The 24,171-nt window shown below is 65.3% G+C and carries 22 protein-coding genes; 8 read left to right on the forward strand and 14 right to left on the reverse strand.

From position 1 onward, the window contains the following. Positions 1-7: 7 nt before the first annotated feature. Complete coding sequence (locus B9C43_RS13815; RefSeq protein ID WP_033391476.1) at positions 8-565, forward strand: sugar O-acetyltransferase; 558 nt, start codon at positions 8-10, stop codon at positions 563-565. A gap of 3 nt (positions 566-568) precedes the next feature. On the opposite strand, the gene B9C43_RS13820 is transcribed toward B9C43_RS13815, so the two are convergent. Genes B9C43_RS13820 through B9C43_RS13830 form a run of 3 tightly spaced genes read right to left on the reverse strand, consistent with a single transcriptional unit; the run spans position 569 to position 3,022 of the window. Next, the gene (locus B9C43_RS13820) at positions 569-1,252 is read right to left on the reverse strand and encodes an ABC transporter ATP-binding protein (RefSeq protein WP_084426584.1); all 684 of its coding nucleotides are present in this window, start codon (positions 1,250-1,252) and stop codon (positions 569-571) included. Next, the gene (locus B9C43_RS13825; protein ID WP_084426586.1) at positions 1,249-1,773 is read right to left on the reverse strand and encodes a PadR family transcriptional regulator; all 525 of its coding nucleotides are present in this window, start codon (positions 1,771-1,773) and stop codon (positions 1,249-1,251) included. Before B9C43_RS13825 ends, B9C43_RS13820 begins: the two co-directional genes overlap by 4 nt. A 40-nt stretch (positions 1,774-1,813) precedes the next feature. Next, positions 1,814-3,022 (reverse strand): DUF445 domain-containing protein, encoded by a 1,209-nt coding sequence (locus tag B9C43_RS13830; RefSeq protein WP_084428111.1) that lies wholly within the window; start codon positions 3,020-3,022, stop codon positions 1,814-1,816. An 86-nt stretch (positions 3,023-3,108) separates the two neighbouring features. Here B9C43_RS13830 and B9C43_RS13835 point away from each other — a divergent pair, with 86 nt between their 5' ends. Further along, complete coding sequence (locus B9C43_RS13835) at positions 3,109-4,293, forward strand: pyridoxal phosphate-dependent aminotransferase (protein WP_084426589.1); 1,185 nt, start codon at positions 3,109-3,111, stop codon at positions 4,291-4,293. Here B9C43_RS13835 and B9C43_RS13840 read toward each other — a convergent pair. The 3 genes from B9C43_RS13840 to B9C43_RS13850 form a co-directional block, all read right to left on the reverse strand. Next, entirely contained in the window at positions 4,271-6,634 is a 2,364-nt protein-coding gene (locus B9C43_RS13840) for a CHAT domain-containing protein (protein WP_084426592.1), read from the reverse strand. The genes B9C43_RS13835 and B9C43_RS13840 overlap by 23 nt on opposite strands. Further along, positions 6,631-7,443, reverse strand: a complete 813-nt coding sequence (locus B9C43_RS13845; RefSeq protein WP_084426595.1) for an RNA polymerase sigma factor — start codon at positions 7,441-7,443, stop codon at positions 6,631-6,633. The genes B9C43_RS13840 and B9C43_RS13845 overlap by 4 nt, the downstream gene beginning before the upstream one ends. 684 nt (positions 7,444-8,127) lie before the next feature. After that, positions 8,128-9,252 carry a S8 family peptidase gene (locus tag B9C43_RS13850; protein WP_235038600.1) on the reverse strand — a complete coding sequence of 375 codons (1,125 nt, stop codon included), beginning with the start codon at positions 9,250-9,252 and terminating at the stop codon, positions 8,128-8,130. Between the two features lie 201 nt (positions 9,253-9,453). On the opposite strand from B9C43_RS13850, the gene B9C43_RS13855 reads away from it, so the two are divergent. Beyond that, positions 9,454-10,404 (forward strand): hypothetical protein, encoded by a 951-nt coding sequence (locus tag B9C43_RS13855; RefSeq protein WP_084426598.1) that lies wholly within the window; start codon positions 9,454-9,456, stop codon positions 10,402-10,404. A gap of 448 nt (positions 10,405-10,852) precedes the next feature. On the opposite strand, the gene B9C43_RS13860 is transcribed toward B9C43_RS13855, so the two are convergent. Together B9C43_RS13860 and B9C43_RS13865 are read right to left on the reverse strand one after the other, a co-directional pair. Then, a complete protein-coding gene (locus tag B9C43_RS13860; RefSeq protein WP_033391491.1) occupies positions 10,853-11,383 on the reverse strand; it encodes a Clp protease N-terminal domain-containing protein in 531 nt (176 codons plus the stop codon). After that, positions 11,383-11,592: an HTH domain-containing protein gene (locus B9C43_RS13865; RefSeq protein WP_033391492.1), complete on the reverse strand. Its 210-nt coding sequence runs from the start codon at positions 11,590-11,592 to the stop codon at positions 11,383-11,385. The genes B9C43_RS13860 and B9C43_RS13865 overlap by 1 nt, the downstream gene beginning before the upstream one ends. Positions 11,593-11,733: 141 nt before the next feature. Between B9C43_RS13865 and B9C43_RS13870 the strand changes: the two genes are divergently transcribed. After that, positions 11,734-12,633, forward strand: a complete 900-nt coding sequence (locus B9C43_RS13870) for a DMT family transporter (protein ID WP_051897331.1) — start codon at positions 11,734-11,736, stop codon at positions 12,631-12,633. A 753-nt stretch (positions 12,634-13,386) separates the two neighbouring features. Here the strand turns inward: B9C43_RS13870 and B9C43_RS13875 are convergent. Continuing rightward, complete coding sequence (locus tag B9C43_RS13875; RefSeq protein WP_200825543.1) at positions 13,387-14,346, reverse strand: chitinase; 960 nt, start codon at positions 14,344-14,346, stop codon at positions 13,387-13,389. Between the two features lie 189 nt (positions 14,347-14,535). Between B9C43_RS13875 and B9C43_RS13880 the strand changes: the two genes are divergently transcribed. Genes B9C43_RS13880 through B9C43_RS13890 form a run of 3 tightly spaced genes read left to right on the forward strand, consistent with a single transcriptional unit; the run spans position 14,536 to position 17,118 of the window. Beyond that, complete coding sequence (locus tag B9C43_RS13880) at positions 14,536-15,213, forward strand: polysaccharide deacetylase family protein (RefSeq protein WP_084426604.1); 678 nt, start codon at positions 14,536-14,538, stop codon at positions 15,211-15,213. Positions 15,214-15,220: 7 nt separating this feature from the next. After that, positions 15,221-16,123: a glycosyltransferase family 2 protein gene (locus tag B9C43_RS13885; protein WP_200825544.1), complete on the forward strand. Its 903-nt coding sequence runs from the start codon at positions 15,221-15,223 to the stop codon at positions 16,121-16,123. After that, positions 16,120-17,118, forward strand: a complete 999-nt coding sequence (locus tag B9C43_RS13890; protein WP_084426611.1) for a GNAT family N-acetyltransferase — start codon at positions 16,120-16,122, stop codon at positions 17,116-17,118. The genes B9C43_RS13885 and B9C43_RS13890 overlap by 4 nt, the downstream gene beginning before the upstream one ends. Here B9C43_RS13890 and B9C43_RS13895 read toward each other — a convergent pair. The 5 genes from B9C43_RS13895 to B9C43_RS13915 all read right to left on the reverse strand — a co-directional run bounded on the left by B9C43_RS13895 (position 17,115) and on the right by B9C43_RS13915 (position 22,879). Continuing rightward, positions 17,115-18,428 carry a UDP-glucose dehydrogenase family protein gene (locus B9C43_RS13895; RefSeq protein WP_084426614.1) on the reverse strand — a complete coding sequence of 438 codons (1,314 nt, stop codon included), beginning with the start codon at positions 18,426-18,428 and terminating at the stop codon, positions 17,115-17,117. The two genes, B9C43_RS13890 and B9C43_RS13895, sit on opposite strands and share 4 nt — an antisense overlap. A 10-nt stretch (positions 18,429-18,438) precedes the next feature. Continuing rightward, positions 18,439-19,680 (reverse strand): glycosyltransferase family 4 protein, encoded by a 1,242-nt coding sequence (locus B9C43_RS13900; protein ID WP_084426617.1) that lies wholly within the window; start codon positions 19,678-19,680, stop codon positions 18,439-18,441. A 171-nt stretch (positions 19,681-19,851) separates the two neighbouring features. After that, entirely contained in the window at positions 19,852-20,688 is an 837-nt protein-coding gene (locus B9C43_RS13905; RefSeq protein ID WP_160096503.1) for a glycosyltransferase, read from the reverse strand. Positions 20,689-20,696: 8 nt separating this feature from the next. Next, the gene (locus B9C43_RS13910) at positions 20,697-21,656 is read right to left on the reverse strand and encodes a hypothetical protein (protein ID WP_235038601.1); all 960 of its coding nucleotides are present in this window, start codon (positions 21,654-21,656) and stop codon (positions 20,697-20,699) included. Between the two features lie 8 nt (positions 21,657-21,664). Then, the gene (locus tag B9C43_RS13915; protein ID WP_084426626.1) at positions 21,665-22,879 is read right to left on the reverse strand and encodes an MFS transporter; all 1,215 of its coding nucleotides are present in this window, start codon (positions 22,877-22,879) and stop codon (positions 21,665-21,667) included. A gap of 547 nt (positions 22,880-23,426) precedes the next feature. Between B9C43_RS13915 and B9C43_RS13920 the strand changes: the two genes are divergently transcribed. Continuing rightward, a complete protein-coding gene (locus tag B9C43_RS13920) occupies positions 23,427-24,170 on the forward strand; it encodes a YveK family protein (RefSeq protein WP_033390509.1) in 744 nt (247 codons plus the stop codon). Position 24,171: the final 1 nt, after the last annotated feature.

Consider the following 24,171-nt stretch of genomic DNA (forward strand, 5'->3'; position numbering starts at 1 on the left):
TGGCCAAGTGAGTGATCAAAAAGAGCGGATGCTGCGCGGCGAGTTGTACAAGGACAGCGACCCGGTCCTGGTGGCGGAGCGCAAGCGCTGCCAGGAACTGCTGGACGAGTTCAACGCGACCAAATCAGCCGACGACGCACTGCGGCAGGAAATCCTGTCGCAACTGCTCGGTTCACTGGGCGAAGGCTCATGGATCATGCCGCGGTTCCAATGCGACTACGGCTACCTGATCAGCATGGGCAGCAACAGCTTCCTCAACTACGACGCGATAGTCATGGACTGCGCCCCGGTCACCATAGGCAATGACGTCTCCATCGGACCTCGGGTGCAACTGTTGACCGCGTTGCACCCCATGCAGGACCACGAAGCCCGCCGCCAACGTTGGGAGACCGCCGCGCCCATCACCATCGGCGACAACGTATGGATGGGCGGCGGCGTCATCGTCTGCCCCGGCGTCACCATCGGCTCGAACACCGTCGTCGGCGCGGGCAGCGTCGTCACCCGGGACCTCCCCGAGAAGGTCTTCGCTGCAGGCAACCCTTGCCGCGTCATCAAACAGCTATGAGTCTCATGGCCGCGTCACCGGGCTGAAGGAAATGGTTTTCCCGTCCCGGACAGTCACTTCACGGTCGGAGTACGCGGCGACACGCGCCTCGTGCGTCACCAACACGATCGCGGTCTCGGTCTGCTTTGCCGTGCTGACAAGGAGATTCATCACGCGCTCGCCGCTCAGGGAATCGAGCGCGCCGGTGGGTTCGTCGGCGAACAGCACTCGGGGTTCGGTCACCATCGCCCGGGCGACGGCAACCCGCTGTCCTTGGCCGCCGGAAACCTCGCCGGGGCGTTTGGTCGCCACGGAGCCGACCTCCAGGCGCTCAAGCCATTCCCGGGCTTGCCGTTCGGCGACCGCGCGTTTCACCCCGGCCAGACGGAGCGGCAACGCGACGTTTTCCAGGCACGTCAGTTCCGTGACGAGCTGGCCGAACTGGAAGACGAACCCGAATTCCGTGCGGCGCAAGGCACTTCGCGGACCGTCCGGCATGGTCGCTATGTCACGGCCGTCGTAGGTCACCGTGCCGCTGTCGGGCTGGATGATCCCGGCGAGGCAGTGCAGCAACGTGGACTTCCCCGAACCGGACGGCCCCATCACCGCCACGACCTCGCCGGGCCAGATCTCGAAATCGGCGCCGTCGAGCGCGGTGGTCTTGCCGAACGCCTTGCGCAGGTCGACCCCCGACAGCAGCGGTGTCACGTGACCACCTGCGTTCGCAGGTCGTCGAGGCGGGCTGCGGTGAGCTCGAGCCAGCGCAGGTCGGCTTCGAGGTGGAAAAGGGCGTGGTCGCAGATCAGCTGATCGGCCAGATCACCGGCGGTTTTGCGTTTGGTGAGCTCGCGCATCGCGCGCAGATGCGCCGATCGCTGGTGATCGAGGATCTCCGTGGCGCTGCGATCGGACAGCAGCGCCAGGACGACCTTTGTGTACAGCGTGTTCTGCAGATAGGGCGCCGGATCCTCAGGCGAGGTCAGCCATGTCTCCAAGTTGGTGACGCCCGCCTCGGTGATCGCGTACCGCTTGCGTTCCGGGCCACCACCCGGTTCGACGCCGCTCTCCTCGACCAACCCGTTGCGCAGCAATCGGGACAGCGTCGAGTAGACCTGCCCGTAGTGCAGCGGCCGGTCATGCCCGAAGCGCTCGTCGTACGCGTGCTTGAGGTCGTAACCGTGTCTTGGACCCGCTTCGAGCAGGCCCAACAACGTGTTGCTGATCGTCACGCGGCCGACTATACACCGCGCGTATACACGTGGTGAATAGTCAGGTGAACATGTGCGCGATCGTGTAGATCAACAGGCCGGCCAGTGCACCGACGACCGTGCCGTTGATCCGGATGAACTGCAGGTCACGGCCTACTTGCAGCTCGATCTTGCGTGAGGTCTCCTTGGCGTCCCACCGGTCGATGGTGTCGGTGATCAGCGTGGTGATCTCGTCGCGGTAGTTCAGCACGATGTACGCGGCCGCGTCCTGCACCCAGTTGTCGACCTTGTTGCGCAACGCGTCTTCGCCGGTCAGCCGCTTGCCAAAGGAAATAAGGCCTTCACGCACCCGTTTGCGCAGCTCGGAGGACGGGTCCTCGGCGGCGTCCAGCAGCAGGCGCTTGATGTTGGCCCACGCCGAGCCGATCACGTTCTGCACCTCGCGGTGCTCGAGCACCTGGTGCTTGACCTTCTCGGCCCGTTCCATCATCTCGGGGTCGTGCTGCATGTCCTCGGCGAACCCGATCAGGAACCGGTCGATGGCCAGGCGCATCGGGTGGTTCGGGTCGGTCTTCAGCGCCCACGCGAACGACATGACCTCGCCGTAGATCCGATCGGCGACGATCGAGTCGACGAACTTCGGCGACCACGAAGGCGCCCGCTCCGAGACCATGCCGACGAACTTGTCGTGGTTCTCCTTGACCCATTCGTACGCCCGGTCGCAGAGCAAATCGACAAGCTGTCGATGCGTCCCGTCAGCCAGGACGCGTTCCATCAGCTTGCCGAGCGGCGGACCCCACGGCACCGACACGATCCGCTTGGTCACGGCCTGCTCGAACACCGCCTGGACGTCGTCGTCACGCAGGACGGTGACCATCCCCCGGACGACCGTGGCCAGCTCGGACGTCACCCGCTCGGCGTTCTCGGGGTGGGCGAGCCACTCGCCGAGCCGCTTGGTCACGTCGACCTTGGCCAGCCGCTCGCGGACGACCTGCTCGGACAGGAAGTTGACGCCGACGAACTCGCCGAGGCTGTCACCGAGCACGTTCTTGCGGTTGGGGATGATCGCGGTGTGCGGGATCCGGATGCCCAACGGGTAACGGAACAGCGCGGTGACGGCGAACCAGTCGGCCAAGGCGCCGACCATGCCCGCCTCGGCGGCGGCCCGTACGTACCCGATCCACGCCGGTCCGCCGTTGGCCTCCCATGCCCATGCGAAGGCGAAGATCACAGTCGCGCCGACCAGGAATGCCAGCGCCACCAGCTTCATCCTGCGTAGCGCACGCTGCTTCTCGGCGGCCCGGGGAACGGCACCCAGTTGCTCCACAGGTCCATTGTCCGTGAGGATGACTCATCGTGCGTCGTCCTGCTTTGACACCCCGGCTCCAGCCGTTCACCTCGACGATCTTCGCGGAGATGACCGCGCTGGCCACCCGGACCGGTGCGGTGAACCTCGGCCAAGGCTTCCCGGACACCGACGGACCTGCGTCGATGCTGGCCGAGGCGCAGAACGCGATCGCGTCGGGGATCAACCAATACCCACCCGGCCCCGGGCGTCCCGAGCTGCGTCAGGCCATCGCCGAGCACCGGACCCGGTACGGAACACACTTCGATCCGGACACCGAGGTGCTGGTCACGGTCGGTGCGACCGAGGCCATCGCGTCAGCGCTGCTCGGCCTGGCCGGACCAGGTGACGAGGTGCTGCTGATCGAGCCGTATTACGACTCGTACGCCGCGTGCGTGGCCCTCTCGGGCGCGACTCGTCGCGTGGTGCCGTTGGCGGAGGACCCGGAGACAGGCAGGTTCGCGCCGGATATCGACGCCATGCGGGCGGCGATCACGCCGAACACCCGGCTGATCCTGATCAACACCCCGCACAACCCGACCGGGACGGTGTTCACCCGCTCCGAGCTGACCGCGATCGCCGAGTTGTGCGTGGAGCACGACCTGATCGCCGTGACCGACGAGGTCTACGAGGACCTGATCTTCGACGGTCTGTCCCATGTGCCTTTGGGCTCTTTGCCCGGTATGGCCGAGCGGACGTTGACGATCTCCAGCGCGGGCAAGATGTTCAACTGCACGGGCTGGAAGATCGGCTGGATGTGCGGCCCGGCCGAGCTGGTCGCGGCGGCGAAGGCGGCGAAGCAGTTCCTGACGTTCGTCGGCGGTGCGCCTTTCCAGCCCGCCGTCGCACACGCGCTGCGCCACGAAGGCGCGTGGGTCGCCGATTTGCGTACGCAGTTGCAGTCCAAACGAGACCGCCTGGTCGAAGGTCTGACGGAGGCCGGTTTCGGGGTAAGGCCGAGCCAGGGGACCTATTTCGTGTGCGCGGACGTGCGACCGCTTGGGTTCACGGACGGTTTCCAGCTGTGCCGGGAACTGCCGGAGCGGATCGGTGTCGCGGCGGTGCCGGTGCAAGTCTTCACGGACACGCCGGAGAACTGGCAGCACGTGGTGCGGTTCGCGTTCTGCAAGAAGGACGAGGTGCTCGACGAGGCCGTGGCCCGGCTGCACAAACTCATCCCGAACCCCAGCAGCTGAAGCCGAGGTGCCCGTACCGGGCTTGCGCGTCCGCCAACGCCGTTGCGGGCGCGACCCCGGCCTTGAGGTGCTGGTGCAGCGCGATCATGAGATCGACGGCGGCCTCGTCCGGCACGGGCCGTGAACTCGCGATCAAGGCCTGGCCGCCGCGGTCGAGCAGAACGTTCGTGAAGACATCGGCGCGGGCGACTTCACACGCGGACAGCACAAGGATCCGTGGTGCCCGCTTGAGGCGGGCGAGGTCGTAACCGTAGAGCGGGCCATCGGACAGCCGGAGGCAGGAGAACATCGGCGCGTCGTGGCGGAACGTGCCATGGGCCGCGATGTGCACGATGTCAGCGCCGTCCATGTTCGCAAGCACATTATCCACTGTGGACTCGCCAGTGGCATGTCCGAGAACGGCGACTTCTCGTTGAGCGTGGGTGAGGCCGGGGCCCGCCACGGCGAAGTTCCTTGCGCCACGGGTTGAGCGGGTCGCGGACAGCCATGCCGATGCGGATGGCGCAACAGAAACGGGCCGCCCGGCGCACGAAGGCAGCGCTGCCCAAACCATGTCGGACATGCCCACCGCAGGAATGAGGACGAGCGGACGGTCGCCGATGGCCAAGGGCTGGAGGATCTGGCGGTCAAGCGCGGCTGACAGTTCGGTGGAATAGGTGAACTGAATCGGGTCGAGTCGCCCGAGACGATGGCTGCGAACCCGGCCATCGGCGATGGTGCAGGCAAGCAGTTCGCCGTGGCAGAAGGCGAAGGTGACAAGCATGGTGTCGCCAAGGGCGGCGGCAAGCTCACGGATGCGTGCGACGGTGTCCCGCCGCCGATCGCCGGTGGCCGCGGAAAGTTCGCCCCCGCGTTTGGCTTTTGGGTGATCGGCAGAGCCAACGGTACGCCCGCCACCGCGCTCAGCTTCCACACGATCGGCAGAACCAGCGCCAAGTCCGCCACCGCACTCAGCTTTTAGGTCACGAGCAGAACCAACGGCACGCCCGCCACCACACTCAGCCTCCACACGATCGACAGAACCAGCGCCAAGCTCATCTCCGGTGATGGCCTGAGTGCAGCGGCGGATCCGGTTTTCGAACTTCGCTGCTTCGCGCGTGTCGCCCCGGGCTTCCGCGCTCCGAAGCTGGATCAAGTCGGAGTTGTCCGCCCGCGGCAACACAACGATCCGCTGCCGCTCAATCCAGCCGAACACCGTGCGCGCACTGCTCGTCCCCTCGATCGCGACCGCTGCCAACTCTGCCGCCAGCTCACTCGCTCCCGCGCCCATCGCCGCCGCGTATTCCGTGACGACCTGCATCCCCGCGCGACACGCGGCCGACCGCGCCTGCCATGTCTTGGCGAGTTTGGCTCTGGCCAGCCAACCAATCGCTCGCAACCGCGCAGTGTTCGCGTGCCGCTCACCTTCCAATTTGGTCAGCAGCTCGGGCGCGACTTTCGCTGCATCCAGCAGAAGTTCTGCTGCTTCCGTACGTTTTCCCCAGCGCAGGCAGCGATCCGCGACTCTTCGCGCCGCGGCCACGTCCAGGAAGTTCGTCCGCAACGCCAACGCGTCGGCCGCCGCGATCCACGCGGGTCTTCGCTGTATCCGGAAGAGTTCCTGTGCTCGCTTGGCTTCGCGTGCCGCGTGATCGATGTCCCCTGCTCTCAGCGCGCAGTAGCCTGCCGCCAACACTGCTTCCGCCAACCGGCTTTCCCGCCCGGCCAACAACGGTTCGGCGCGCTCCAGCAAGGCGCTCGCGTCCCTCGTCATTCCCGCTGCCAGCAGGGCAGAGGCGTGGTCGATCAACGCTTCCGCCCGGCCCGCCCGGATTCCACCGCTGGCCTGCTCGAACAGTTCCAACGCCGATGGCAAGTCACCTGCTTGCAGCGCAACGAAACCACGGTTATGGATGCACGTTGCCACCCGTTCGTGCTCCCCCAACTGGGTCAGAATCCTCGCCGCCGCCGCGAAATCACGGTCCGCCGCAGCCAAGCTCAGCAGATAACCACGTGCCACGCCGCGTCCGATCAACGCGTTGCTGAGCCACTTCGGATCGCTGTGGAGGAACTCCATGGCCGCCGACAACTCGGTCACCGCTTGCTCGTACGCACCGATCGCGCACAGCCGCAAGCCGTCCAAGCACCGCGCTCTGGCTGGGGAAACACCGAATTCCCTTGCTCTACGCAGTTCTCTGGCGCATCTCCTTGGGTTGCCTCGTTCCAGCTCGATCCACGCGAGGGTCAGCCTGACCTGCCCGGCATCTGTTTCGCTGGTCCGGTCGAGTGCTTCACGGGCCGCGACCAGCGCTTGGGAGTAGTCACCGCGTTCGACTGATTCGAGCGCCTCGGTGTGACTCACCGGACGAACCAGTCGGTCACCACGCCATCGACCGCCAGCCGCACCGGCCCTGACGGCACGTCGGCCTTGAACAGGCCGTGGCAGTCGACGTCCACGCTGACCATGCCGTTCGGCCACCACACCTGGACGTCGCCGCGGGGCGTCACCACCCCGGTGAGCAGGGCGCCGATCTCCACTTGAACGCTCCGCTCGTGGTCGCCGAACCGCAGCGAGGCGTCCGCGCTTCTGGTCTCGCCTTGCGACAACGTGGTGAACCGCGGTCCGGTCCGGCTGGGCACGGCGATCACATCGGGCATCGGGTCGACCTGGTCGAAGAGGCTTTTGTCCAGTCGGCCTTTCAACTCACGCAGGCATCTGCCTTTGGTCTGGCCGATGCTGTCCGCTCGTATGCCAATGGCGTCGGCCAGCTGGGCGTAGCTGAATTCCGGTGCATACACGTACAGCCGGAGAAGGCGTTGGCATCGGTCCGGCAATGTCCGGAAAGCCCGCCAGAGCTGCCGGTCTCGTTCCTCTCGCAGGATCACGTGCTCAACGCCGTCCTGGACGAGTTCCGGCTGCCACCGAACAGGCAAGGGTCGCCTTACCGACAGAACTCGCAGGCATTCCCGCTTAGCCGCGGTGGCCAACCACGCCGAAACTCGCCCGGAATCCCGAATATCCTTCAGATGCTCGGCAAGATTGAGCCACGTGGTCTGAAAAACATCATCGGCATCGGCATCACTCAGCTTGTACGCCCGCGCCACGGCCCAAACCTTGGGCCCATGAGCGGCAACAAGCTCCCGCCATCCCTGCTCATCAGGCTGATCCATGTCCCGTCAGACGAGACCACCCCCACGCCGGCTCCAAACTTTTTCAATCCCACCCAGTCGAGTGAACCCAGTTACCGTCCGCTAATTCCGGGCGCTTTGTGCCTACCACGGTTCGATTTGACATGGGGCCCCTGCGGCGCGCACGGGGAGGAAGCCGGGGAGACCCCAATGACACGCTTCATTCATCCTTCATGCTCGGGTTGGGGCCTCCCCGCACCAGAAAGTTTAAGCGCGCCGCCACCCCATGTAAAATCGAACCTCCGCTTCGCCCACCATTCCCCTCTTTAAAGCCACTCCCCACAAAGCACCGCCCCATTCCATCGCCATTCCATCGCCATTCCATTCTGCCCAAGCAAAGGCGTGAGGGCGCGCAGCGCGCTCCGCAAATCTGTAAAAGAGGGCGCGCAGCGCCCGGTGCAAGTAAAAGAAAACGTGCCCAGCGCTGGGTCAGAAGGAGCAAGCACCGTGGGGGGTTTGGGGGCTCGGCCCCCCAAAATAATCGTCCGAACCCCGGGGAGCCAAGCGAAGCGAGGCGACCAGGGGTGCGCGTAAGGACGTCCCCGCTCGACCCGGCTGGGGGTCCCGGGGAGCGGGGACGTTTGGCTCGCCGAGGGGGAGGGGGCGAGCATCCATAGAGTAGCGCGTCGGCGACTGTGCGTGCCAGTGGTCGTTGCTAAATCGCGTTCACAATGTTGGCTGGCCGAGTGAATGACTGTCGATCGCTTCGGCCGGGGTGTGCCCGTTGTGCAGGAGTTTTGCCAGGTCAGCTGCGATTCTGGGGGCTGCGAAGCTGGTTCCGCTCCAGCGGGCTGTGCCGTATTCACGTGCTTCTGTACCTGGGGCGACGCCTTCTGTGCCTGTTTTGAGGCGGACGTAGCTGGATGTGATGTCCACGCCGGGCGCGGTGGCGTTGACCCAGGGTCCTCGGTTGGAGAATCCCGCGATTGTGCCGGTTTGATCGGATGCGGCGACTGCTATCACTGTGTCGAGTGCCGCTGGCCAGAACGGGCGGCTGCTGCCGCCGTTGCCTGCCGCGGCGACGATCACGGTGTCGGGGAACTTGGCGAGTTCGTTGGCGAGGATCGGTGGGCATTGGTTGTCGGCCGTGTAGCAGCCTGATGTGAGCAGAATGATGTCGATGTGGCCTTTTGCTCGGATTGTGCGCAGTGCGGCCGCGACTGTTGTGTCGTCGGTGAGGCCCATGGAGGACAGGACTCGGTGGTGGCGGATGGTGACGCCGGGTGCGTTGCTGATCAGGACGCCTGCGACGAATGTGCCGTGTCCGCCTTGCCAGTCGGGGTTTCCGTCCACGTCGTGGTCGAGGACTTCGGGTTGCAGTCCCCATTCGGTGAACCAGTGTCTGCCTGCGAACCACGGGTGCGGGTCGAGTCCGGTGTCCAGTACGGCCACTGTGACCGGTGGGTCCCAGGTTTCCGGCGCGGGTGGCCGTGGCGCGGGTACGTCGATTTCCGGGCCGCCGATCCATGTCGGTGTGCCGTGCATGATCGGGCCGGCGATGTGGACGTGATTGGGTGCGGCCCGCCATCGGCTGTTCACATCTGCCGCGACTTCCACGGGACGCTCACGCAATTCGGCGCGCAACGTGATGCGTCCACTTGGGTCAATCCGGTCGACCCACCGGCGCAGTTCTTGACAGACCGGTTGGACGGCGTCTGGTTCGACGACCAATTGTCCCGCTCGGACAAGGCATTCCCGCGGCCCGTCTGGATCGTGCAAGACGAGGTCGGGCATCCGCCATTGCCATCGGCTCACCCATTCGGACAGCCGCATCGTGCGTTGAGTGTCCACGAAGGACACATTGGCGGGATATCCTGGCACTCGCCCAGTCGCACTAGAAGGATCACCCAGTTCGGTGAATACGACGGACCGTGATCATTGCCGAATGGACACACCGGGGTCAGACAACGAGATCCGCCTTTCCGGGCGGCGCTTACGAAGCTAGGGTGCAATCGGCGATGCGAGTGCGCGGGCGAGAGTGTCATCGCTGACGTGTCCAAGGCTGGTAAGGCGGAAACGGTGGTGGTCTTGGTGACCGGCTCAGGTCAGGCGCGTGGCGCCTTGCCGATGCTGCGTCGCCTTGTCACGCGTTTTCTCCTGGTTGCCGGGTTCACCGCGGCCGGCTGGCTGGCCAGCGTTCTGCTCACCAGCGGCACGGCGTCCGCCGATCTCATCAAGCTGCCGGAGATTCCCGGGGTCACTTCGTCGCAGCAGCAATCGACTGAGAAACCGGCGAAGAAGAACACCACCGGCCTTGTCGACGGACTGCTCGGCGGCGTCACCTCAACGCTCAACGACACGCTTGGCAACGTGACCACGACGGTCAACAACACCGTCGGCACCGTGACGAAGACGGTGACCAAAACAGTCGGCAACGTCACGAAGACGGTCGACAAGGTCGTCGACACGGTGACTGACATCCCGCCCGCGGTCCTGCCGCCCAGTGGCAACGACAACGATTCGTTGCTGCCCAAGCCGGTGACCGATCTGCTCACCCCGGAGCCCAAGAATTCCGGTTCCGACAAGGACACCAGCACCGCACGGGACACCGTCGAGACGGTCACTTCCGCGCCGGAGGCGGTGCCGCAGACACCCGAACCGGCGGCTGAGGCTCCCGCGGCCGAGCGTCCCCGTCTTCAGCACGAGGCGCGCAGGACGCAAGCCGTCGCCCATCCGGTCCGGGTGGGTTCCACTCAGGAGAAGGCAGCGCCCGCCGACCAGAAACCCGGTCCGTTGCCGGGTCCGTCGGGCCCGGTCGCTCCGGCCGCACCCGCGCCGACCGCGTCGGCCGGTGGCAATGGCGGCTGGGACGCGCGTGGCATGCTCGCCGTCCTGATCCCGCAGACTTCGCTGGTTCCGCCGCACGCGGGCTTGCTGCACGCGACGGACAGCGTCACCGAGGTGGGCCGCTCTGCGGGCCTGCCGGCGACTCCGCCCGACTGATTTCACTTTTTCGCGGCATAACTCTGCCCTGAGTGCGTCTCATCTTGGGCGAGGAATGTCCCGGGGCTTTCCCGCGTCCACAGGCAACACCCCCAGAGCCACCCGACCTGCCGACCGCGCCCGGTCAGGTCGGGACCTGGGCCCCGGCGCCGCGATGCCCCCGCGGCGCCGGGGCTCCCCAACTGGCTGCAACGCCTGGCCGGCACAACGAGGGGCTGTGCCGACCACTCGCAGGACGAGCGGCCAGAGTGTCCGACCGGGTGTGATGGAACCCGAGAAGACACGGCTAGTGCGCCGGATGGATACGCAACGACCAACAGGTCGAAGCGGTTACGCCATCCGGCGCACTGCTTTTTACAGCGTCTGAGGGTACGTTGACTACCCCTGAACGGATGGACCTACCTCAGCAAGGCCCTGACCAGTACAAACAGCAGATTCGGAATGCGCGTCACGACGCCTTCGCGATTTGGTCGCTGATGGCTTGGTACGTGACGCCCTTGGCTTCGAGGGTCTTGCCGGCCAGCGACTGGCGCGACAGCAACGCCAGCAGCAGGTGTTCCGAGCCGATGTACTTGTGTTTTCTGCTCAGCGCTTCCTTGAGACATTGCTCCAACGTCCGTTTGGCCTCGGTGCTGAACGGGACATGTCGTTTGGGCCGCCCGGCAGGCGCCAGGGCGTCCTTGCCGAACGTTGCCTCGACGCTCCGGATGACGTTCTCGATGTCCACGCCGACCGCGGACAGCGCGGCCGCTTCTTCGTCGGTGAGCCCGCCGCGCCGCTTCACGCGGTCGAACTCCTCGGTCAGTTCCTCGACGGTCAGCTGATGGCCGTCGAGTAGCCGCGCGGCCGTCTCGTCCTGGCTTCGGATCAGGGCGACGAGCAGGTCCGTACTGCCGATCTCGACGGCTCCGGACAACCGCGCCTCGTGCTGCGCCCCGATGACCACGTTTCGAACAGTGGTCGTGAATCGCTCGAACATCAGCCCCTCCCGTGTTTCTTGTGCACCGCTTGGCGGCTGACCCCGAGCTCGTTCGCGATGTCCTGCCATGACCACCCGTTGGCCCGCGCGTTGCGGACTTGCACGGCCTCGAGCCACTCGAGCAGCTTGCGCAACGCCGCGACCGCACGCAGTCCCACCTTGGGATCTTTGTCGCTGGCCGCAGTCGCCAGCCTGGTCGCCTCACTCATGACGTCAATCTAGGTTGACACCCGTCCAGATGTCAACCTAGATTGACACAGCAGGTCACACGGTGCTCCGAGTTCTGTTTGTGACCTAGGAAGCACGGCGATCGGCCGGTGTCAGGTGTCCAGGCCCAATAGGCTGACTTTGTGGGAAGTCTGCTATGGCTGGCGCTCGCCCTGGCAATCGCCGGGGCAGTGCTCAACGGCCTGGGGGCGTTGTGGCAGAACACCGCGGTCCGTGACAACCAGACCGGCAAGCTGGTCAGCATCGCCGCGTTAGTTCACCTGCTACGCAACCGTCGCTGGCTGATGGGCCAGCTCGCCGTGATCATCGGCAGCGCGCTGCACTTCGGCGCGCTCGCGTTCGCACCGGTCACTGTGATCCAGCCGATCGGTGTCCTGGGTATCGCGGTGACCACTGTGGCCTCCGCCAAACTGGACCGCGCCCAACTGTCGCTCGGCACCTGGCTGTCACTGGCCGCGATCGTGCTCGGCGTCGGCGGCTTCACGTCGCTGGCTGCATCGAACGCCCAAGTCACGCGGGTCTCCGACGAGACGGCGGTACTGATCGCCATGATCGTCGGCCTGCTGCTGATGCTCCTCGGACTGATCGGCAGCATCGGCCACGGCCTGGTGCGGTGCCTGGCGTTCGCCGCGGGTGGCGGCGTCGTGTTCGGGTTCGCGTCCGTGGTGATCCGGCTCGCGGCCCTCAGCTTGGAGCACGGCAACCCGACCGACTTCCCAACCGGGTCGCTGATCGGCGCGATCCTGTCCATCCCCGTCGCGGTCTGGTTCATCCAGCAAGCGCACGCGAGCGGCCCACCGGACCTCGTCGTCGCCGCACTGACGCTCGCGGACCCCATCGTGGCGATCGGCATCGGTTACGTCGCGCTCGGGGAAGGCGCGAAGACTTCGACGGTGGCGACTCTGGCCGAGGGCGTGTGCTTCCTGATCGCCGCGATCGGCATCGTGGTGCTGCCGCGCATGCGCAGGAAGTCGACCAGCAAAGTCAGCAGCAACCTACAGGCCCAGTACTCGGAAAGCTGACCTGCCACTCGGGCAGAGCCCGGCGGGACAACCCCTGCGCTGCCGCGCCGAGACAATCACCCAGGTCCGCGCTGCACGAAGCGACTTTGACGAACCCACTTCCGGCAGGGTTTCCGTCGAAGTGGGTCGCTCGACAGGGCGGTGGTTTGTCCTGGTGTGGAGGTCTTTTCCTGGTGCGGTAGCACAGGGGTGGGCTTCGGGGGTGTTCCCTCCGGTATGGCCTGGGCTTGTCCAACCACGGGGTGTCAGGAGGTCGGCCAACGCGACCCAGCCCGCAGCGGCGGCGATACCGACCTCTTGACGCCCCGTGGTTCCGTCAGGCAGGCCGTACCGGAGGGGACGCCCGCGCCACCCAAACCAAGGGAGAAATGCAAGCTGAAAGCCCCCTCCCTCTGGGTGGCCTCCCTGCAATTCTTTTCAGAAGCCCGGAACCGGAGCTTCACGGAAACACCCAGCCGCCGCGTCACAGTCCTGGCCTGGCCAACCCGCCCGGCCGTCGACAACCACCCCCCAGTACTCGGAAAGCTGACCTGCCACTTCGACGAATCCCCAACCCCATCCCCACAAAAGGACATCCCCCACCACTCCCGGGGGGACGACCCCTGGCCAGTCTATCGGCGATATGGGCAGGTCAAAGGGGTTACCAGCGGGTTGTGGACAACCAGATTTGCGAACGGACCGTACGCCCGGGTTGGCGGCATCCAAAGGGACGCGGGCGGCGCCCAAGGGGGACTTGGGCGCCGCCGCAACGGGTCAGCCGGTGACTGCTGCGTTGGCGCGGGTGAATTCCCATTGGCCTTGGCTGATGCCGCCGCAGTTGTTGCAGTCGCGGTTCAGTGCCCAGAAGGAGACACGGGCCAGGTGGACCGAGTTGGCCCAGCTGACGATGGCGCGGAAGTTGGCCGCTGTCACGATCTCGCCGGTGTCGGTGCGGCCGTTCATCGACGACAGGCCCGATCGGCGCCATGCGGCGTCGTCGGACAGGCCGTAGACGGCCTTCACGCGGTTCTTCAGTCCTGTCACCGAGCTCTTGGTCATCGCGACCATGTCGCCGCCGGAGCTGAAGTTGAACGGCATCACCGTCCACACGTCGACCGGGGCGCCGAGGTCGCGTGCCCGCTGGATCAACCTGTTGCCCCACGTCTCGGGCCCGCTGACCTCCGTGGGGATCGTGATCACGATCTTCACCGCGGGCCGCTGCTGGCGGACGATCTTCAGTGCGTTCAGGATCTTGTCCTGCACGGCCGCGTTCGAGAACTCGTCGGTGTTCTCGATGTCCAGGTCGATCGCGGTGAAGCGGCCCGCGTCGATCACCTTCACGTAGGCGCCGGCCAGTGCTTGTGCGGTTGAGCAGTACGTGCCGAGTTTGCGGCCGGACCAGCCGCCGATGGACGGGATCGCGTCGCCGCCCGCGGCTCTGATCTGGTTGACGCGCGTGATGTCGGCACCGGTCAGCGAACGGTTTCCGTCCCACATCGGGTTACAGGTTCCGTTGGACAGGATGAACGCCAACGTGAACGCCCTGATCCCGGTCTGGGACATGACAGTGGTCGGGTTGGGCGGGTTGCTCCACTGGTACAGGTATGGAGCGGCGAGGATCGGATTCACTGCAACGTTTGTCTCGGCGTTCGCTGTGCCATTCGAGCTGGGCGCGAGACCGACAGCCATGCTCACGGCTGCCGCCGCGACAAGAATCCGCCGCATGATCTTCATTTGTGTCCTCCAGCATGCAGGGGTGCGGAGCCCACCTCCGACGTCTTAGGCGGCGGTGTCGGACCGGAGGCGGCCGACTACAGTCAGCGCCTTTCACGGTGGACTAGACCAAATGAGGCTGTCAAGGGGTAATAACCGGGCCCCGGCTCCGATACCCGAGTGGACACCTCGCCACGAGAAGGGCCGTCGATGCCAGCAAAGGTCATCAACCTCACCGTGCACGGCATCGGGAAACCACCACGGGACCTGGAACCCGGCGAAGACGGCACGTGGGTCACCGTCGAGCAATTCGAACAAGTCATGGACGCGGTCATCGGCAGGCCGGACGTGCACATCACGTTCGACGACGGCAACTCCTCCGACATCGAGATCGCCTTGCCCCGCCTGCTGGAACGCGGGCTGACCGCCGAGTTCTTCGTACTGGCCGGGCTGCTCGGCGAACCGGGCAGGCTGGACCGCGCCGATGTCCGTGAGCTCGAGGCAGCCGGGATGCGGATCGGGTCGCACGGGTGGTCACACCGCGACTGGCGGCGGGTCGACTTTCCCCAAGCGGTCGAGGAAATGGTTACCGCGCCACGGGTTCTCGCCGAGATCATCGGCCATCCGGTGACCAGGGTGGCGGTGCCGTTCGGCTCGTACGACCGGCTTGTGTTGGGCCGATTGCGTTACGCGGGCGCGAGCCTGGTCTATACGAGTGACGGCGGTGCGGCGCGACCGGAGTCGTGGATGCAGGCGAGGACCAGTCTGCGGCACGACATTGATCCATCTTGGACAGCGGACGTGCTCGCCGGTCAGCCGGGACTGCGCCGCGAAGCACGCAGGTTCGCCGCCGGACTGGTGAAACGCACTCGTGGCCCAGCGCGATGAGGTTGGCGTGAGAGTCGCCGTCGTCATTGTGACGTACAACAGCGCGGACGCTCTCGGTTCGTGTCTGGCGTCGCTCCCCGACGGGTTCGACGGCGTCGACCTCACCGAGATCGTGGTTGCTGACAACGCTTCCCGGGACTCGACATGTGAAATCGCCAAGAACTTCACCGAGTTGCCGGTGCGCGTCGTCGACCTTGGCCGCAACGCGGGGTATGCGGCCGGGATCAACGCCGGGATCGCGTCCCTTGGTTCGTACGACGCCGTCTTGGTGATCAACCCGGACGTCCGGGTCCGCCCCGGCGCGGTTGCCAAGCTGGCCAAGGTTTTCCAGCAACCAGGCGTCGGGATCGCAGCGCCAAAACTGGAGAATCCTGACGGCACCTTGCAGCCGTCGTTGCGGCGCCCGCCGACTGTGCCGCGGGCTTGGGCCGAGGCGTTGATCGGCGGGAACCGTGCTGGTCGATGGGGTTCTCTCGGTGAGCTGATCACCGATCCACGTCGCTACGACCTCGCCGGGCCTGCCGCGTGGGCGACCGGTGGCGTGTTGATGCTCTCTGCCGAAGTGGTGCTGACCGCTGGCCGCTGGGATGAGTCTTTCTTGTTGTACGGCGAGGAAACCGACTTCGCGTTGCGAGCTGGCAACCTGGGTCTGGTGACGTGGTACACGCCGGATGCCGTGTTCGAGCACGATGGCGGCGACTCGGGTACCAATCCCATGCTCTGGGCGCTGCTCACGGTCAACCGGACGCGCGTTGTCCGTCGCCACTACGGTTTCTGGGCTTGGGCTGGGTACTACGCGGCCGTGGTCGTCGGCGAGGGGATCCGTGCGCTGGCAGGCAGGCCGACCGCCAAACTAGCACTTGAATGGTTGCTGAAACCGTCCAGGAGACTGCGGGTGCTGCCACAATGAGACTCGTCCCTTTCGGATCACTGACCGACGAGAACTTCGCGGCATGGCGGGCGATCCGAGACGGTGATTCCCGATGGGACAGTCCCTACTTCACGCCGGAGTACGTCGCCGCCGTCCACGCTGGACGGCCGGTCGAGGTGCTGATCGGTGACGGATTCGTCTGGCCGTTGCACAAGTCCGGAAGCTCAGCCAAACCCGCGGGCTCACCGGGTGCCGACTTCCAGGGACCGCTCGTCGAACCGGGTGTCAGACTTTCTCCGCAGAGAATGCTTGCGTCCGTTGGCATCCGGTCACTCGCGTTCGACCACCTGCTGGACGGTTACCAGGATTTCGAACCCTGGGTCGAGGAAAAGCGGGTCTCGCCGGTCATGGACGTGTCCGGCGGTCTGGACGGCTACACGAAGCGAGTCGACAAGAGCGGGCGCGACAAGATGTCCGAAGCACGCCGGCTCACCAACAAGGCATCGCGTGAGCTGGGTCCGGTCGAGTTCACGGTGCGGGCACGCGACGGGCTGGACCACGTCATCGCACTCAAGCGTGAGCAATACGCGTCCACCGGTGCGCGGGACCACTTCGCGGACCCGGTGCACCAGGACTTGCTCTATCGATTGCTCGACTCGGAGCTCGGGCTGTTGTCCACTGTGTACGCGGGGCCACATCTGCTGGCCGCGCACTTCGGTATTCGGTCCCACGGTGTGCTGCACTGGTGGTTCCCGGTGTTCGACCGGAAGTTCGGCTCCTACTCACCTGGCTGGATCCTGTTGCGCGAGATGGTGATGGCCGCACCGGACCTCGGCATCACCAGGATCGACCTTGGCCGTGGTGAAGACGAGTACAAGCGGCGCGCGATGACTGGATCGTCCACTGTGTGCATTGGTGCCGTCACGTCCGGTCTGCGGACGTCGGCCCGGCGGATGAGCCGGGCCGCTGTCGCTGCTGCCAAGGCGTCGCCGATCGCCCCTCAGCTCAAGGCGATCGCCCGCAAGTTCCGCTAGCAGCCGAGCCCGGCCCAAGTGAAGCCCGCGCGGCCCAGAGTGTCCTTGTCCAGCAGGTTACGGGTGTCCACAACCACCGGGTTGCGAACCGTCGCGGCCAGTTTGGACCAGTCGAGGGTCCGGAACTCCGGCCACTCCGTCAAAATCACCAACGCGTCAGCTTCCTTGCCGACCAGGTAGGGGTCGTCGACCACGGTCACCGAGCCGATCTCCGGGCGGAGACTGTCTGAACGCACAGCTGGGTCGTACGCGACAAGCTCGGCGCCTGCCTGGCGCAACAGGGCGGCGACGGCGAGTGCGGGCGAGTCACGCAGGTCGTCGGTGTTGGCCTTGAACGTCAGTCCGAAAAGGCCGAGTCGCATGTGAGACAGCGAACCGCCACGCTTGCCGGTCACCGCAAGGCGGATCTTGTCCACGATCCGCTGGCGCTGCCGCTCGTTGGTGTCGATGGTGGCCCGCAGCAGCCGGAACTCGAAGTCGGCCGAGTCCGCGACCTGGAGCATCGCCGACGTGTCCTTGGGCAGGCACGAGCCGCCCCAGCCGGGGCCGGGCGACAGAAATGCCTGGCCGATTCGGCGGTCGTAGCCCATGCCTTCGGTGACGTCCGCGATGTTGGCTCCGAGGCGTTCACACAGCTCAGCCATCGCGTTCACATAGGACAGCTTCATCGCAAGGAAGCAGTTGGCCGCGTATTTCACCAACTCCGCGCTCGCCGCGTCGGTCAGCACCGTGGGTGCGCCCAAACGCGCGTACAGAGCGGAAACACGCTCGGCAGCGTCTTGCTCGTCGCACCCGACCACGATCCGGTCCGGGTTCAGGAAGTCGTCGACCGCGGAGCCTTCACGCAGGAACTCGGGGTTGCTGACGACGGATACGTCCGCGCGGTTGAGCAATTCCTTGGTGCGCTCGGCCGTGCCGACCGGGACGGTCGACTTGTTGACGATGACCGTGCCCGGGTTGAGCAGGTCGCGGACCTCGTCGATGACCGACTCGACCGTGCTGAGGTCGGCAACGCCGCCAACGCCCATGGGAGTCGGGACGCAGAGGTAGACGATCTCAGCGCCCTGTTCGTGTCCGGTGATCGCCGCCTGGGCACCGACCACGAAGGACAGTCGACCGGCCGCGAGGCCTTCGGCGACGAGCTCGGCGAGGCCGGGTTCGAGGATGTCCACCTCGGCCCGTCTCAGTCGTTCGATCTTTGCTGGGTCCACGTCACCGCACACCACCCGGTGGCCGAGCGACGCGAGGCAAGCGCCGGTGGTGAGACCCACGTAACCGGTCCCGACCACCGCGATGCGTCTGGCGAACATGTGCTGCCTTTCAGACAACGGCCGGCCGTGACGGCGGCACGGAGAGGCTCGGCTCAACACCGAACAGCGATTCGTACACCCCGACGTACGCCTGGGCCTGCGGCCGCCAGTCGAGCACCTCTTCGGCACGGGTGCGGCCCGCGGTGCCCAGTTCCTTGCGCCGGGTGGGGTCGTCGAGCAGGTCGATCACGGCCTTGGCGAACCCGTCGGCGTCTCCTGGCTCCAGATACACAGCGCAGTCGCCCGCTGACACAACTGTCTCAGTGAGACGGTAGGCCACCACAGGCAGTGCGTACGCCATGTACTCCATGGTCTTGTTCATTGTGGACACGTCGTTCAACGGGCTCAGCGGGTCGGCCGAGAGCCCGAGTGACGCGGTGGACAGGTAGTCGGCGATTTCCGGCGGGCCGACGCGTCCGGTGAATGTCACGTAGTCGTCCAGGCCCAGCTCGGTGCACTGCTTCTTCAGGTCCTCAAGGCAGTCACCGAAACCGAGCAGAGCGAACTGCACGTCATCACGCCCGTGCTCGCGCACGACCTTTCGGGCGATCTCGAGCACACCGTCGACACCGTCCTGCGGGCCCATGATTCCCAGCCAAGCCACCAGATGCTCGCGGCCGTTGCGCAGCTGGGGTTTGGGCTCACCCGGTTTCATCACGGACGTGTCCGGGCCTGACCGCACCACAGTCGTGTACTCCGGTGGTACATCACCACGTTCCCAGGCAATCCGTTGGTAGGACTGGTTGGTCGAGATCACGCGGTCGGCGGTGTGGAAAGTCTTGCGTTCCAGCCAGTAGAGCCCGGCCAGTTGGACACGTGCGGCGAGGCCTTTCGGTTCACCGAACCGTGAGCGGAACACTTCCGGGTTCAAGTCGTGGTGGTCGAACACGAACTTCACCCCGCGGGCACGCCACAACCGGGCGAGCGCCCAGTACGTGTCCGGCGGGTTGCAGGCTTGTATCACGTGGAAAGGCGCCCTGCGCCAAACTTTCCACGTCAGTTTTGCGGTACGCAGCCAGCAGTAGACGAACTCGAGCAGATATCCAAGCGCGCCCTTCGCCTGCGGCGGCGGGGCGTACTTGTAGATGTGAACGCCGGATAACTCCTGGTATGCGGGGTCATTCGGCCCTTTTGGACAGATCACCGACACGTCGAAACCGGCGGCGGTGAGCGCCTGGCATTCCAGCCAGACCCTGCGGTCCAAGGGAACCGGCAGGTTCTGGACGATGATCAGTACATGCCCACGAGTCACCTTGGCGCCCTCTTCCTGTCCTACTGGCCGACATTTCCAATGTCGTTGCGGAGGCGGTGGGGGTTACCGGTTTGGGAAAACAACGCCAAATGCGTCCGTTCGGGCAAGTGATCCGGTCACTTCAGCGCACACCGAGGTCGTTAATAACCATTGCGGGATAGGCAGAATGGCCTAACGGGAACTGCGATCGGCCGACCACGCCGCGTCTGTGCCACGCATCCGCCGCCCGCGTGCGACGACCTTGTCGGCAAGCAGAACTATCAGGAAGCACAAGGCATCCAGCACACCGATCTGCCGCTGCCGAACCAGCGTCATCAACTGGCCCATCCCCAATGCGGGCTCGTCAGCCTTGCGCCCCAAGCGTTCCAGCTCACGATTGCCCAGCCGGACACGGGCCCGCCGCCGGATCACAGCGCCAACCGTACGCGCCGGTCGCACCACAGAGCGTGCATCCTCGACAGACCGGCGCTCGCTGGCTGAGAACGAACGATGCACATAGCCGTCGTCGGATATTACTTCTGGCAACGGGAAAACTCGGCCGTGCCCCTCCTTGCTGAGCATGTACGCCCCAGTTCCCGACAAGCCGCGGCGACCGGCGAGCAACCGGTCGAACACGCGGTGGAACCGTGCGGCAACACCGGAAACGCCTTGCAGGTCGTACTGCGGAACGGGTGAGCACGCGAGCGCCCCGCGATCGATCGCGGTCAGCATGCGGCGTAACGAAGTCACATCCAGGTCGACGTCGGCGTCCAGGTAGAGGCGGGGAAACGTCCGGCATTCCGCGTCACCGAGGCTGAGCGCGTGCGCTTTGCCCGCGATCGGCGTCTCCACCACGCGGGCCCGTTCCGCTCTGGCGATCTGCGCGGTCCGGTCGCTGCACGCGTTGGCCACCACGATGATGTCCAACTCGCCCGGTTTCGCCCCACTGGTCAGCGATCGCAGACAGCGCGCGATCACTGCTTCCTCGTCGTGTGCCGCGATGACGACACTGACCACAGGTTCACCCACAGCCCCCACTATTTCACCGAAACCGGTGAAGCGGCGTTATCAATCTCCGCGTGTGCCGGTGTCAAGGCGTCGGCGGGCACGAAAAATATCGCTGTTTTGTTTTCGTCCTTGGCCATGCCGAAGGCGAGGGTCTTCTCGTCGATCCATGCGGCCTGGTCATCGATGCCAGCCGTGCCAGGCAGCTTGACCTCCTGGTTTGTCCGCAGGTCAAGTACGACGAGCTCCCACTTGTCCAGCGGGGTAGGCCGCTTCTTGTACGCGACCCTGGTGCCGTCCGGGGACAGCGAGGGGCACTCGGCGTTCTGCCGGACGCTCTTCAGCGTCTTGGCCTTGAGGTCACCTTTGACCAGCCAGTTCAGCCCGCCGGAGGCGAGCGTGGCGTAGAAGGTGGTGTCATCCGAGGCGACCGTGATGCCCCAGTAGTTGACGTCGGCAGCCTTCATCGGCCGGTTCTGGACGGTGGCGTCGAAGTGCTCGATCGACTCGGTGACCTCGCCGGTCCGCAGGTCGAAGAACCCGGTACGGGTCGAGAACCCACCGGGAACGGCATAGGAATCACCAGTCACGAAGGACGTCCACGACACAATGTTGCCCGACGCCGACACCCGCGCACGGCTCGGAATTCCGGGGAGCGGAATCGTTCTGATGACGGAGTTGTCAGCCGTCATCACCGCGGCTTCATAGCTGGGGCCTGGCCCAGCGAGCCGCAGGCACACCGACGTAGTGCCCGCCCGATAGAACCGCTGGCACCGCAAGGCGCCAGCGGTGCGCTGACCGTCAGGTGTCCGCGTGATCACGCGATCCTGGCCGCCGTTCAGGTCGATGAACATCACATCGCCCGCGACCGGTTTCGGCGCGTTCTCACTGACCGCCGGTTGCTGAACGGCAGTCCACGCCACGTATCCGCCGCCACCGAGCACAAGCAGCACAATCGCGACGACACCGACGAGCACCCGATGCCCAGACACCCACGCCTTCAAGCGGACCTCACAAGCATCGCGACCCCGACCAGTGCCACAACCAACACGACCACCAACGTGATGACGGCAGTGGACATGGCCATCGCCGCAAGCATCACGCCGAACACAACGGAAGACACCATCCGGGTCAACGCCTGTCCGGTTTGGATGGTCGCCAACCCGGTCGCTCGGAGGTCAGCGGGAACGAACCCACTGGCGTAAGCAGACAAAACGCCATCCGTGCACGCGTAGAACAGACCATGTGCCGCCAACGCAACCGCCGCAGTAGTGAATCCACCCTGCGGGACAAGCAACATCACGTAGGCAACGAGAAGTAGCACGTGCCCGACGAAGAACACCCGCCACCGCCCGAACCGATCAGCCATTCGGCCAATCGGCGCAGCAGCAAGCAAAAAGACAGCGGCAGTACCCAACGGCAGCAACGGCAGAAACCCGACCGGAATGTCCGAAACCTTCTGCAACACGACAAAGACAAACGCATCGCTGATCGTGACCAACCCGAGCAACGCAGCCGCGATCGTGGCCCGCCGAAACTTGGTGTCCCGCATGAGGTCGAGGCCAGCCTTGACCGACACCCGCTTGCGCTGAACCCGACCCCGGCGCTCCCGGACGAAAGTCAGCAACACCACCAACCCGATCGCGGCGAAGACGAAACTCACCACAAACACCGGCCCAGCGGCAGAACCCAACTGATACAGGATCAGGAAAGTCAGCAACGGCCCACACAACGCCCCAACCGTATCCATGGCCCGATGAACACCGAAAGCGGTACCGAGCTGGTCCGGCGGCGTAGCCAAGGAGATCAACGCATCCCTCGGCGCAGTCCGAATCCCTTTGCCCGCACGGTCGACCGCGAGCACACCGCCGATCCCCACACTCGACGCACCAGCCAACGGAAAAAGCAGCTTGGTGACAGCAGAAAGCCCGTAACCGAAGACGGCGACAAGCTTCGGACGACTGGTCCGATCGGAAACATAACCGCCAACAAGACGAAGGACAGCGGTCGCCCCGGTGTACAGCCCGTCAATCAATCCGAACTGCACGTAACTCATCTGCAGCGTGTAGATGAGGTAAACGGGCAGGAACGCAGTCACCATCTCCGCGGAGATATCGGTCAACAGACTGACCGTGCCGAGCGCGAAAACGGTTCCAGGTAACCGCCCTGACACGCGCGGTGTCCTACCTGGACTGCGCGCCGAGGCGACGTACATGGCGCGCCACCTCCATCTTGGGCCCGGTCACTGCCAACGACATCGCCGGGTAGCCACAGGCCGTTAGCAGGCATCCCTTGAGGGCGGAAGGCATGCACGAAGGGGCATGGATGATGCGAGCGTGCGGCGCGCCCAAGCGCAAGCGAAGGCCCGTCCGGAGCACAGTGAAGGCGCGCCCTAACCAACAGCGAAGGCGCGCCCAAGCACAGAAAGGCGCGCCCGAAGCAGTAGTCGGCGCGATTTTGTGTGGAGTAGCGCCGCAAATAAGCTTGTCGGCGGGGCAGGGCCGCAGGTCCTGCCCGCTTTCCCTGTCCTTTGCGGCGCAGAGGCTCCACACCAAATCGCGCCGACCCCTCACAGCAGCGCGCCGAAGTAGGCATAGCGCGCCGCAGCGAGCCCAGCGGCACCAACCCAACCACCATGACCGAAGCACACAGTCGCCAGCCGAACCCTGCCCGTGAGGGTGATGACACCACGTAACAGAAACCCTGGTCACGCAGATTGCTCGGGAAGAGGGCAACACCAGCCACCGCCGATCGGGGACGTGATGGACTTCTGGAAGACGATCAAGGTGCTGCTGCGCCGCTGGCGCGTCGCAGTGCCGGTCTTCGCGGTGTCCCTTGGCCTGGCTGCCGGTGTCTACCTCTCGGTCGACACCGAGTACGAGTCCACCGGCTCCATTGTGCTGACTTCGCCGACCGACGGCGCCAAGGTCACCGAAGGCCAGCAGGGACCGGCCGATCGGGTGAACCCGTTGCTGGCGTTCGACGGCAGCCTCAACACCTCCGCCACGATCATAATCCAGAAGCTGCAGGATCCGATCGTCCAGGAGCAATTGACCGGCGGTAGCAAGGAAATCGGGTACGAGATCGGCAACGGTCAGCTGACTGGGCCGTTCATTGTCGTCGTTGCCTTGGCGCGCACGCCGGACGACGCCAAAAACACAGTGACCAAGGTGATCGACCGGGCTCGTGCCGAACTCAAGGCGAGCCAGGAGGCTTTGAAGGCCCCGGCTTCCACGTTCATCGCACCGGTCGACATCATCGCGCCGACCAACGCCGAGCCGAAGACCGGTGGCAAGGTCAGGTTCGCTGCCGTCGCGCTCGCGCTCGGGTTCATCGCGAGCTTGTCCTCGGCGTACGCGATGGAGAGCTTCACCCAGTCGCGCAAGAAGAAGCGCAGCCGGGCGCGCGCCCAGCAGGAATGGCAGCACCAACAAGGCTCGTTGGAGCAGAACGGATCTTCAGGCGAGACGGCGCGGATGCACCCTGTCACGCAGAAACCCGGCTAAC

Source organism: Kibdelosporangium aridum (assembly GCF_900176515.1).
Classification (GTDB): Bacteria; Actinomycetota; Actinomycetes; order Mycobacteriales; family Pseudonocardiaceae; genus Kibdelosporangium; species Kibdelosporangium aridum.